This is a genomic window from Lactobacillus delbrueckii subsp. bulgaricus, assembly GCF_046938665.1.
Taxonomy (GTDB): Bacteria; Bacillota; Bacilli; order Lactobacillales; family Lactobacillaceae; genus Lactobacillus; species Lactobacillus delbrueckii_C.
On sequence record NZ_JBKZCD010000014.1, the window covers coordinates 1 to 12,683 of the forward strand.

Consider the following 12,683-nt stretch of genomic DNA (forward strand, 5'->3'; position numbering starts at 1 on the left):
TTGGCATCAGCATTATCTTCACTGATTATTTCATCACTGACGAGAGAATCAGCTTCAAGGAATTCTGGTCCAGTAGCAAGACCAGCAGCAAGGTCTACTCGATCAGCTTGGTTCTCCTCGTTATCGCAGTCGTTGTTTTAAACTTATTCATTCACGTCTGGAACTTGGACTAAATAATAGCCGCCAGCAAATTGGCAGTAATAGTTCTGTCAATGCGGGCCAAGCAGGCTAAACGGGGGTCATCTCATGAAGAACGCAATGAGATGACCATTAGTCTATAAAGTTGTCTCTCCTCAAAAAATAGATACAAGAAAAGAGTGAGTTCAATGAACCCACTCTTTTTACATATCATAGTTTATTCAACGATGCCGAAGCCGCCAGTCCAGGCGATTTGTTCGCTAGCTGCCAGGGTCATTTGCAGGAAGCCAGTTGCTTCCAGTTCTCTAGCCCGCTTCAAGGCACCGGCGTCAAATACCCGCAAGGGGCTGCCAGCTAAAGCTTCCTTGATGGTCCCCTTAGCTTCCTGGTCATCGCTAGCCAGAAGAACCGTGGTTGGCAGGTCGCCAATTTTTCCGCTTTGCAAAGTTGCGGCAAAAGTTGTGTTGAAGCCCTTGACTACCTTGGAGTCAGGCAGCCAGGACTGGAGCAATTGCGCGGCTGATGAGTCTGCTGGCACGACCAATTCGTCCCAAGTGTCAAAGTTCAGAGGGTTGCTGATGTCGATGACGATCTTGCCCTTCAGCTCGTCCTTATATTGGTTAGCAATGCTTTCCAAAGCACCGAATGGCACAGCCATGATTACCAGGTCGCCAAGATTTTCTGCCTTGTCGCCATTACCAAAGTATTCCACTTGATTGCCGGCCAGTTCAAAGTTCTTGCCGATTGCCTGCCCCATGTTGCCCTTGCCAAAAATTGTTACCTTCATTGTTTTTACCTCGTTGCTTTCTTTTTGTAAGTTGTTAATTAAAAGAATACACGCTTATCAAAAGTAAGTCAAGGCTTTTCTTATAAAAAGTTAGTAAAATAATAATCCAGCCCGAAATTGGGCTGGATTAAGTTTATTCTGGATCTCTGTTCTTTTTGATCATGTCTAAAATTGCCTGCATGGCTTTTACTCTTTGGACTTGCTCGCCATGGATGTCTGGATTGGAATTCCATTCATCAGTCGTCCAGCCCTTAAGGACATAGACGTGCCGGTTCTTGTCATAGTTGCGGATCAGTTCTAAAATATTATCTTCAATCTCTTTGTTAAACGTTTTGCCGCCATTAGCCAGCAGCTGGCGGAACTCCTCTTTAGGAATTGGGTCAGCTTCCTGGAGGCCACTCTTGCTCGTCCAGAGGAAGTGGTCAACGATCTTTCTGGCCAAGTCTTTGCTTTCCAGGCTGACAATCTTGGCATCCCTGCTCCCTAATTGGGTAAAGTAGGCCAGCATGTCCAGCTCTTCCTTCTCCTGCTGGTGACCAGCATAAGCCAGCATATCTTCCGGCTCCCAGTATACATTTGCGTACTCGCTAAAGTAGACATTGTAGACGCCTTCCAGTGATTTTAAGCCATCTGGACCCAGCAGGTCTGCATTCACAAGTATCCGTTCAAATTCTAAGTCGATCCCGTTTTTAAACAGCTCATGCTGTTCAAAAACATAGTAAGGCACCTTTTCCCGGCGAACCAGTTCAGCAAAATCGATGAATTCATCGTCGCTGATGTCAGGGTAATGATTTTTGCCCTTAATATCTTCGTAAATTTGGGCGAGGTCAACGAGTTCGATCACGCCGTAGAGGTTGACGGCTGCTTGGAAGAATTTGTGCAAGAAGTCCAGCTTCTCTTCATTAAAGCCGGCATCCGCATACCGCTTCTTCATGGTCTTATCGAGCAGACGCTTAGGGTAGCTGGCTTTTTTGCGCATTGCGGCGCGTGGGTGGGTATCACTGGCTAAGTCTAATAGCGCCTGGCCAAGTTGCTGAAGGTGATCAGTTAAGACCTCGTCTTCATCTAAATCGAAAAGGTCGTTATCATCTTTATAGAAAGAATCGTCGTAAAAATCATTCTCTGTGATGTCTTCCTTAGGGATACCCATCATCTCCCCATAAGAATAGCCGCCAAGGCCCCAGCAAGGGAGGTCGTAAAGTGCCCTCTTCATCAGCGTGCAGATTTCCTGGAAAGTGTGCTTGCCATAATCAAGCCGGTAGAATAAGGAGAGATTTTCAAATTCTTCAGAAGCTGCCTCCAAATTACCCGGGCTGGTTTGATAGGCATAGGTTACTAACTTAGTGATTTCGTTTAGGCCAGTGTCGTTTGGATAGATCTGACTTTCCACTTCATCAAGCGGTTTGCCAAAGGCCTTCAGCTCTGCCAGAACTTTTTGAAAAGCCCGGTCGTCGGCTGTTTCTTTGTGTTCTGCAAAGTCGCGGAGGTCTTTGGGCGTCAAGTAGAACTTGCTGCTGAATTCGCAGAGGTCCATGTAGAGATACCAGATTTCATGAATACTGTCTTCTTTCCAGGCAACACTTTCATGAACCAGTAGTGGGCTGGTTAAAGGGATGCCAGAATCATTGCAGTACTTGTTTATGATTTCTGGACTGAATATAGCGTAATGCTCAAGCAATTTACTGCCTGTGACTTCGCCGAAAGTGAGGAATTGCTCAAATGTGATTTCCGGGTAGACATGGTTTTGCATTTTGATATCTTTGTACAAGCCGTACAGGTCCTCAAGGGAGATGATCCCGTATGCATTAACCGCGCCAGTATAGAACTGGAGAAGGAAATCTATCGACTCCTCTGACAAGCCTATTTTCTTGAGTTTAGTGATTACAGATTTTTGCATGGTCAAGCTCCCCCCTTTTTGTAAAAAACGAAATTGCGTCTAAGACTATTTTACCCGATTTGGAGAGGAACGCTGGGATTTGTGGGACAAAAATAATCCAGTCCGAAAGTGGACTGGATTATTTAGTTACTTGACGTTGACGATGAAGTTGTCTGTGTCGTAGCGACTTCCGTCTGGGAACTTGATAGTTAAATACCCTTCATACTTCCCTGGATCCAATGTATCTGTAGAGTCCAAAGAATCATGGAAATACACCACAGTTCCCTTCGGTAATGCAGATGCGTTAGTCAAAAAGAAACTTGGATCAACTAATGTATTTTCCAATAAATCATCATCCCAGTATTCTAAAGCTGAGGATGATGAAACCGTAAAGCTTGAAGCTTTTGGTGCAACCTTAATCGTTTCAGCTTGTGACGGTAACACTGTAATCTTAAATTTGTTAGTATCTTCATAAGATCCGTCTGGATAAGTTACCTTAACGTGTACCGTATAAGTCCCTGGCTCCCTAACGGAGAATGAATTTTCTGAATCTGTTTGTAAGTCAAACTGTGTTCTATCAAATGTCCACTCAAATTGTGAAAAGATTGGGTCATTTGGGAAGTAGCCTGCTGGATTGGTAATGAAGTCCTTACGGATAGAATAATCAGCACCGTACTCAAGTGTTACATCATGGACAGTCGGCTGATACTTATCAACATCAGTAGTCGGAACCACAAAGGTTACTGAGCCAACTACTTCCTTTGAGCCATCACTATACGTTGCTTGAATTCTAGTCGTGTATGTGCCACCTTTCTGAGTATCAACTTTATCCAAGTAATCATAGTCAACAGTTGACGGTAAAGAAGATTTATTAGTAATAAACTCTTCTGGACGATTACCATCCAAATAAGATGTAAGACTCGCTCCCCAATCTACTTTAACTGTACCGCTCTTAACCTGTGGTTGGTACTTGTCCGCCATAGTCAGACGCTTAATAACCGTCTGAGCGGGTTTCTTAGTGGTGGCTTTCTTGACAACCTTCGTCACTGGCTTCTTGGTGGTTGTCTTCTTTACCACCTTTTTGGCAGTCTTCTTGCTAGTAGTCTTCTTTGTAGCAGCTACGTTCTTCTTGACTACCTTCTTTTTAGCCGCCTTCTTCACCGGCTTCTTAGTAGCTTTCTTCTTGCTAGTCTTCTTAGCTACTTTCTTAGTCGACTTCTTCTTGGTACTCTTTTTGGCTTTCTTCGCCTTCTTAGTACTCTTCTTTGCAGCTTTCTTGGTAGATTTCTTCGCCTTCTTAGTACTCTTCTTTGCAGCCATGGCAGTTGGCGTAGCTTCTACTGCTGGAACTGCAGCGCCTAAAAGAGCCAAGGCGACAGAAACCTTACTGATGGCTTTCAGCTTTTTACCCATAATTTTGTCCTCTCACATATTATTAGATGATTACACACTTTAATTTTTGACCCAAACGCTGTATTTGTCAAATTACTTTTTTGCAAAACAATCATCTATTGTATACAGACTAGTTTATCAGTCTTAATGCTTGCCCCAGCGCTAATTATAACAAAATTCGTAAATATCCAAAAAAATAAAAAAGTATGATCCCGAATATATATCGGATTCATACTTTAACAAGCTTAACTAATCTCCCTAATAATTACACTACTGTAATTACTTCTCACTTTGGACTTTCCAAGAGTCCTTGTAAGCTTTATAAGCCTTTGCCACTTGCTGATTAACCCCCTTAATCTTTTCCACTTTAGCATTGGCCTCCTCATAAGCCTTTTTACTGCTATTCACATTCTCTTGAGCAGCATTGACCTCTGACTTGTCAGCTTGTGCTTGTTCGTAGTTGGACTTTGCCGTATTCATAGGCGACTCGTAGGACGCTACATAACTGTTAAGCGCAGCTTCAAAATCATCAGCGCTCACTTGCGTCCCCGTTTCACTAGTTAAAATCTTTCCTCTGCCAAAATCTGCCGCGCTTGTCCCCGTACTTTGCAGCTGCCGCAGAAGAGAAAGACACATCCATAGAATGGATCGAGATTGAAACTCTTCTTAATTAAGTAAGCGAATCGATTCCCAGGCGCATATCGGTCTTACCACAAACAATGAACATTCGACCTAATTCATCTAAATTAATCATGGCTCAAGAACCTATCCACGACCTCGATCATAACCTCGTTCGTGGCATCACTGTAAAATGATACAACCCCTTTGGACTCCGGATTAAGGACAAGTCTATTCTTTGTGATCCTGTTCTTAGGCTTAACTCTGCCCTTCGGCAGCTCGAGCGGTACAATTGGATGTTCAGTCATAATATCGTAGTCCTCCGTATTCCGTATTCAATTGTTAAGAACAGTATATGACTATTGAATTTTTAACGTGTTAAGGAATAGAATTATTTTCTAATGTAGAATTGTGTTGTCGACTGTGTAGATATTGTCGTTGAAGTGCCATTTCGACACATCAACATTCTCCTTTTTATATTCTGCATTCATGGCCTTGGTGATAATTGGGTACTTAGCAGCCCATTTTGCTTCGTACTCACGGTAAGCCTTTTCGCCCTTCATGTATGCAGTATAAGCTTCTTTGGTGTAACATCCACCGGGTCTCAATGCTATTTCTCTAATATCTTGAGCATAGCTCTTGTTATGCTTCTCAAATGTATTTTTTGAAATATGAGTCTTCCACCGGCTTAGACCCTCGATCTCAGATTCAAGTGGGTGTGCGTCATCCCATAAACCTCCTGCCCAAGCAGTTGCTTCATGATAAGAAGCTTGGTCTTTTTCAGCCTCAGCGAGATTGGCATCATATGCAACCTTGATTTGAGCCGGCGTTGCGGTGTCACGGAGATTAAGGTCTTCGATGGCATCAACATCAGCATAGTCTATAAACTGAACATCTTTGAAGAAGTCTTGCTGGACGTCCTTGGCCGGGACCCATATTTCGCCACTGTAATTGCCGGGACCGCCATATTTGTTCTTCGTATCCCAAAAGTGCTTGTCGCCGGGCTTGGGTTCCCAGTATTCTTGATAGACTCGGTACATCAGCTGTCCGTTCAAGACTTTTTGCTCGCCGGTGACAACCTTAGTGCCTTTCTTAATACGGAGCTTGCCTTCATTTTTTCCGCCCATGCTCCATACATAGAGATTAAGAGGATTGCCCTTGCCGCTAAAGACAGTCACGTAAGCTGAAGCTGGGGTGACCTTCTTGGTCGTCTTCTTAGCAGTCGTGCTCTTCTTAGGCATTGTCTTCTTGACAGTCTTCTTAGTCACAGCCTTCTTTGCGGTCTTCTTGACTACCTTCTTCTTAGCAACCTTTTTCACCGATTTCTTAGTAGCTTTCTTCTTGCTAGACTTATTAGCTACTTTCTTAGTTGCCTTCTTCTTGGTACTCTTTTTGGCTTTCTTCGCCTTTTTAATACTCTTCTTTTCAGCTTTCTTAGTAGACTTCTTAGCCTTCTTAGTAGTCTTCTTTGCAGCCATGGCAGTTGGCGCAGCTTCTACTGCTGGAACTGCAGCGCCCAACAGAGCCAAGGCAACAGAAACCTCACTGATGGCTTTCAGCTTTTTACCCATATTTTTGTCCTCTCACATATTATTAGATGAGTACACACTTTCATCTTTGAACCAAGAGTTGTATTTGTCAAATTAGTTTTTTACAAAAAAATCATCCAATATGCGCAATAGATTTCTCCGACTCATAAAACCCATCATAATGCGTATTACGTCCCAAATTTACAATAATCTAAAAATTCAAGAAGACTTTATGCCTAGCATTTTACCGAACAATTCTAACACAAGCTTATTTTATTTATTCTAATAATTACGCTTTTATTATTTCTTCTTAAATGAAGCTTCCAAAGACTTTTTGTAAGCCTAATAGCCTTTTGCCAATTATTACTCAATTTTCTCATCCTTCCTGGCTTCACCATCTTCATTACTGAATCACTTTGCCCTGTCAATACAAGTGCTGACAGCGTTGTCTATGCCGGTGAATCCGGCGTAGAAACTGGCAAGGAAGCTGACAAGACCGGCGTTTTGAATTCTTCACAGATCAACACGCTGAACAGCCAGATTCGCAACATTCAAGCCAAGGCCAATGGGGCAATCACGATCAGCGACAATGTAAGGGAAGTCAAAGAAGATCAGCTGCCAAATGTTACCAGCAAGCTGAATACCTTGAGTTCTTTGATTGACCAGTACAACACCGCCAGAGCAACGATTGAAACGCAAAACCACTCAACGGAAGGTACTGTCGGGGTTGCCGGGCAACTGGAAACCGTTGACGTCACGGGGTCAAATCTCGATGAAACCATCAGCAATTTGCAAAAGCTTTTGACCAGAATGCAAAGCACGATTGCTGCCAATCAAAAGGCAGTGGATACGGACGCCAATGCCGCCAATCAAAACCGTGTCCTGATGGACAAGATCAGAGAAGCAAACCAGACCATTTCCGGGACCGCAAGCACGATCAAGAACTACAAGGACGGGATTACAGGCGACTTGGATGTGGTCAAGAGAAAGAGCCAGGACTCAATTGCCGCTGGCGGCGTAGTCGTTGACAACACCGAAACGCAAAAAATCAATACGGTCAAGACCAACCAGACAGTCACCGCAACGACCAAGGTAAACTCGATTGATGAAGCAAACAAGGAATTGTCCAGAATCTTGGCTGATTTGCAAAAGCAGAATACTGTGTGCAGCCAGGAAGCTGTCAAGGCCGCCAGCTACAAGGCCAATGCCTTGGCCAACATTGACAGCATCAACACTTGGCTTGGGGAAATGAAGCAGATTGCCGAAAATGCCAAGCAGACGGCAGGGACTTTGGACAAGTCCGTTTCCGCTCTTGATGCCTACAAGGCTGACCGGCTGGCCAAGCTTCAAGCAAAAATCGATGAATATAAAAAGATAGGCTATACTACTGAGGACACGCTGGACAAGATGCAGGCAGTCGTTGACGGCGTGAACAACTCAAACATTACGACTACCACTGTAACTGTTGGGCCAAGCGAAACGATCGACTTCGGTGACATCGGTCAAGCCTCAAGCGCAAATAACGGTGCAAAAGACGGCAGCATTGACGCCACCAAGGAAACCGAAAAGAATTCCTTGACCAGCCAAACCAATGCGGCACTGGCAACGGCTAAAGCGCAAGACGATGCTCTTGTGGCCAAGATCAATGAGGCATATTCAATCACTGACAATGCGATTGCCGAAATAGATAAAGCTATTGCCGAAGCCAAGGAAATGGCCAGAAAGGACAGCGAGTTCCAGCAAAAGCTGACTGCGTTCAAGGATTCCTTGACAACTCTTGAAGGCAAGATCAAAGAGGCCGACAAGGAACTGGACGACGACGATAAGAAGGCAGGCGAGGCGATTCTTAACAAGATCACCGATCAAATCCAGATCGCCCGTCAGCAGGTCAGTGAAAGAAAGTTTGAGAATAAATATCTGCCAACGACGGCAAGCACGATCAACACTGATGTTTCCGATTGGAATAATTTCGCTAAGACCCACTCTTCCGGTGGTGTTCAAAGTATGACTGAACCAGATATTAGAAAACTTATTGCCAAACTTGCTGGTAATACTGGGCAGTCTGAAGATCTTGAACGTTGGATTTGGAGAAATATGAAGGACTCTGTAGATCCTGCTGGTAAAGCTAAAATTGCCAAGCTGACCAAAGACCTCAAGGGCGATGTTTCAAACACGACCACTGCCCGCTTTATCGATGTTACTGAGCCTAAAACAAACCAATACTCGCTTATTTCCGCAATTAAGGCCAATAAGGACAAAGACATACAGAGCAACAGCTTTGGCTTTATTTGGAAGAACGGCAACTTAAAAACAGCCAAGTGGACTGATAAAAATGGCCTTTGGTATACTGGGCAAGGTAACAGTTTCATAAAAAAGGTATTTCACGATACGTTTGATACAAGTGAGCGACTTCTTGATCCATCATATAACCCTTGGTATGGCGACTACAAGAACCAGTATGCAGACAACAAAGACTATACCACTATAATGGCGATTGGGACGAGTTCCACTGAAGAAGTTACGATTCCAAATGGATTTGTCTACTATGACACTGCAACCAAAAAGATCTTGCGTCTTGATGTCAAAGTCAAGATGACACTGACCGACCAAAATGGCGATTCCCTTGATCTTTATGATCCCGGTAAAGATACGATCAAAGGTCAGCACTATGTCACTTCTGACACTAAAGTCTTAAAAATCTTCTCTATATCCGCAGGTGAAGACTGCAAGCTGCACATTAATGGCGGCGTCATTATGGGTCACAGGTATTCGGCCCAGGCTTTACGGGCAGCGGCGGCGTTATCATTCCGGGTGATGGGGAAGGATTGCTTCTTTCATCTTCAGCTGTCGGTCGGGGCGGCCAAGGATCTGGATTTTCGGGCACTCTTTTGCCAATGGCCGTTGCCAATAATGGCAAAGTAGCATACGGTCTACGGCTCAAAACCACGATTTCACTTGTTCAGCCAAAAGGCGTTTCTGATCCCGAGTGGTCTGCGGCAAAGGAGAATCGTGAGAACTCAATCTATGGCCGTGCGCACCATGCCTTTAACCAGATGCCGGTTGCCGTCAATGATATTGACGACGGTCAATCTATCATGACACAATCGGAATCGGGCAACATTTATTATTCCAAGTCTAATATGAACAAGTCAACGACTACGATTGATGGCAAGAAATATTTGGTTGCAACACCAAAAGATTCTAAGTCACAAGTTAACCTCAAGACTAACGACAACAACGAGATCAACAACTTCAACGTGGTCATTGACGACCAGTTTACAAAAGAATTTTATACTGTGCGTGATCCAAGCAATTCAACCACACCATACATGTCAATCGACGTTGCCTTCGGTGGTTCTGGGGTTGACCTTCTGCCAAGCAACAAAGAATTGCCTCCTTTGCCTAAAGCAACAACTCCGCCAAATATACCAACGTACCCAATCGTTCATACGACTGTTCTTGGCGGGCTCAACAAAGTTCAAGTGAATGACGTTACTGCCAAGGCTCATACCGCTGGCACATACAGCATTCAAAGTAATATCGAATATCTGACGGCTGAGGGCAATCCAACTTTCGTTCCAGAAAACATTGCCGGCCGGCTTAATCTTGACTTGGTAAAGGCAACGCTTGAGAAGATCAAGCAGACGTCAAGCAATACTTCGCTTGTCGTCAAGCGGGCTGAAGACAGAACCGTCAAGACTTCCTCCGGGAACTCCATGACTGTTCGGGTCAAGAACAACAGCGTCAAGACTTCCTCTGGGAACTCCTTGACTGTTCGGATCAAGAACAATACCGTCAAGACTTCTTCTGGCAACTCCATGACCGTTCGGGTCAAGAACAGCAATGTCAAGACTTCCTCTGGCAACTCACTTGTCGTTCGCAGACAAAATGATAAAAACGGGACTGTGACAACTCCTGTTGGGACGATCGAAATCTCCAGCTACGGGCCGACATTAACTGTCCCAGTGGGTGTCTCAATCATTACAGGCGAAGGGCCAAAATCCCCAGAGTCTATGGTTACGGATACCGTTTGGCCAATTGGTCAGAATGGCTTGAACGGTGCCGTTCCGGTCGTGCAGACAGATCTTGACGGAACACGGACAGTTGACATGTCGATCTATGCCGACCCTTCAATGCTCGAAATGGCAGAAGAAGCTATTTCGAAATGGAATGAAGCACTGGCAAAGTACAAGGTCAAGATCAGCGCTACTTACACGACAAGCGTGAGCGACCTCAAGAAAGGCGTGACCATCGCCATTATGGAATCCGCCTCAAACAACGAAGCAATCAGCTCCTACCAGCGGGCAGGACAAAGCGACATTACCTTGGAAAATCATGCGGGTCTTTCAACGGCTGTCGTAAGAGACATTCTCAAAGGCAATGGCATTGGTGACGTCTACAACAAGTCTGGCACGATCACTGCTGGCGATACGCTGAAGAACTCCCTGTTCACCGTTCAAATCAATACGGATGGGATTCGGCAGACTAGCGCTAATGCAAAAGATGCAACTTTCAAGACTCTGCTTCACGAACTGGGCCATGTCTTTGGACTCAGCCATGACGATAACGATTCATTGATGACGCCATCTATTGGCAACAATGCCTTTTCGGGCGTGATTTCAGACGCCGATGCTAAGCGTGCGGCACTTGAACTGGTAAGCGATCCAAGTCACCCGTCTGACCTGTTCATATAGTTAGAATTATTCCCCACATTTGTGGGGTTAATCTTCTGTAGAAAGATGTGTGATCACAATCTTTCTAGTTAGTCATAAAAAAACGACATGCCTTGTTTTGAGGACATGTCGTTTTTTTGTTTCGGGAGTAAAAATGTTAAAAAAGGCCTCCAGCGTTGTTCTCTGGATGCGAAAAGAGGATCAACCCCACAAATGTGGGGAAATTTTAATGCACAGAGGATTCTTACAAAGTTATTTTCTGATATTATCGACAGTGTAATAGTTATCGTTGTAGTGCCATTCAAAGGTGTTCAAGTTGTACTTCTTGATTGTATTACTTTCCTTCGTTACAGATCTTGTAATGTTTGGATACTTGGCAGCCCATTTTGCTTCGTATTGACGATATGCCTTTTCACCATTCATATAAGCAATGTAGGATTCCTTGGTATAGCCTACGCTCATTCTACCATCCTGTGCAGCTGCTTGAGCATAAGTTAAATTATGTTTTTCGAACGTGGATTTTGATACCTTGGTATCTTTGCTATACATGCGCAGGGCTTCGAGTGGGTGAGCATTGAACCATTCGATCATTCCGTCACTATTCTTTGGATTACTGTTTTCGATTTCAGCAAGATCGGCATCATATTTGGCTTTAATTTGAGCAGGAGTACCACTGCCTAAATAATAGTCAACAAAATGAACATTCTTGAAGTAGTCTACTTTGACATCCTTGGCCGGGACATAAACGTAAGGATCATGGTCAATTTGGTACATCAATTGACCATTGATAGTTCCTTGCCCTAAGACTTCAACCTTACTTCCCTTCTTTATGTTGGTCTTTTCCAGACCGTGATTGCCGGGTACATAGTAGCTGGTAGGCTTGCCCTTGATGCTATAGAAGGTTACATTAGCTGAAGCTGGAGTGCTCTTCTTAACAGCCTTCTTAGGCGTTGACTTCTTTACTGGCTTCTTGGGCACTGCCTTCTTAACGTGCTTCTTGACGTGCTTGATTGCCTTGTAGGTAATCTTGACAGTCTGGTTCTTGGTTTTTCTAGTGACCTTGGCAGCACCCACAACAGCTCTGCTTGCAGTATAGCCGGACACCTTTGCTACCTTATACTTCTTCCAAGAAGAAGTAGACCACTTGCCGTAAGTCTTCTTCTTGGTCTTCTTATTAGTCTTGACCTTCCGTTTAATGTAGGCCTTTTGAACGACCTTCTTTACGCCTTTAGGCTGGTACATCTTAATGGTTCTAGTGATCTTCTTGGTTTGAACACTATAGTGATACTTAGCAGTCTTCTTAGTAGCCGCCATTACATTGTCATTTTTTGGAATTGCAATGGTGGCTGTCGCGCTGGCAGCACAAAGCGCCAGCGCGACTGAAACTTTGCTGATATTTTTCAGTCTTTTATCCATGATTTTGTCCTCTCATATATTATTAGATCATTACACACTTTAATTTTTGTCCCAGACGCTGTATTTGTCAAATTGCTTTTTAGCAAAGCGATCATCTATTCATTGCGGACATTTTTGTTAGCCATTAAAGCTTGTCCCAGCCCCAATTATAGCTAAATTAGCAAATATCTAGAAAAAGAAAAAAAGTATGATCCCAGCTATACATATCGGGATCATACTTTAACAAGATTAACTAATTTGCCACACTCATTACA

Annotated in this window: 9 protein-coding genes; 2 read left to right on the plus strand and 7 right to left on the minus strand. The window is 44.0% G+C overall.

Annotated features, from left to right (window positions below):
• Positions 1–355 precede the first annotated feature (355 nt).
• The 6 genes from ACLUXO_RS06800 to ACLUXO_RS06825 all read right to left on the minus strand — a co-directional run bounded on the left by ACLUXO_RS06800 (position 356) and on the right by ACLUXO_RS06825 (position 6,382).
• The gene (locus ACLUXO_RS06800; protein ID WP_412136888.1) at positions 356–925 is read right to left on the minus strand and encodes an NADPH-dependent F420 reductase; all 570 of its coding nucleotides are present in this window, start codon (positions 923–925) and stop codon (positions 356–358) included.
• A gap of 133 nt (positions 926–1,058) precedes the next feature.
• On the minus strand, positions 1,059–2,822 hold the full coding sequence (locus ACLUXO_RS06805; protein ID WP_412136889.1) for a hypothetical protein: 1,764 nt from the start codon (positions 2,820–2,822) through the stop codon (positions 1,059–1,061).
• Between the two features lie 126 nt (positions 2,823–2,948).
• Positions 2,949–4,214, minus strand: coding sequence for a Rib/alpha-like domain-containing protein (locus ACLUXO_RS06810; RefSeq protein WP_412136890.1), 1,266 nt, complete (start codon positions 4,212–4,214; stop codon positions 2,949–2,951).
• Between the two features lie 258 nt (positions 4,215–4,472).
• A complete protein-coding gene (locus tag ACLUXO_RS06815; protein WP_412136891.1) occupies positions 4,473–4,733 on the minus strand; it encodes a hypothetical protein in 261 nt (86 codons plus the stop codon).
• A gap of 206 nt (positions 4,734–4,939) precedes the next feature.
• On the minus strand, positions 4,940–5,119 hold the full coding sequence (locus tag ACLUXO_RS06820) for a hypothetical protein (RefSeq protein WP_412136892.1): 180 nt from the start codon (positions 5,117–5,119) through the stop codon (positions 4,940–4,942).
• 90 nt (positions 5,120–5,209) lie between these two features.
• A complete protein-coding gene (locus tag ACLUXO_RS06825; protein WP_412136893.1) occupies positions 5,210–6,382 on the minus strand; it encodes a hypothetical protein in 1,173 nt (390 codons plus the stop codon).
• A 462-nt stretch (positions 6,383–6,844) separates the two neighbouring features.
• On the opposite strand from ACLUXO_RS06825, the gene ACLUXO_RS06830 reads away from it, so the two are divergent.
• A complete protein-coding gene (locus tag ACLUXO_RS06830) occupies positions 6,845–9,262 on the plus strand; it encodes a hypothetical protein (RefSeq protein ID WP_412136894.1) in 2,418 nt (805 codons plus the stop codon).
• Positions 9,235–11,034 carry a zinc metalloprotease gene (locus ACLUXO_RS06835; protein WP_412136895.1) on the plus strand — a complete coding sequence of 600 codons (1,800 nt, stop codon included), beginning with the start codon at positions 9,235–9,237 and terminating at the stop codon, positions 11,032–11,034. Before ACLUXO_RS06830 ends, ACLUXO_RS06835 begins: the two co-directional genes overlap by 28 nt.
• Positions 11,035–11,265: 231 nt before the next feature.
• On the opposite strand, the gene ACLUXO_RS06840 is transcribed toward ACLUXO_RS06835, so the two are convergent.
• Positions 11,266–12,429, minus strand: a complete 1,164-nt coding sequence (locus ACLUXO_RS06840; protein WP_412136896.1) for a mucin-binding protein — start codon at positions 12,427–12,429, stop codon at positions 11,266–11,268.
• Positions 12,430–12,683: the final 254 nt, after the last annotated feature.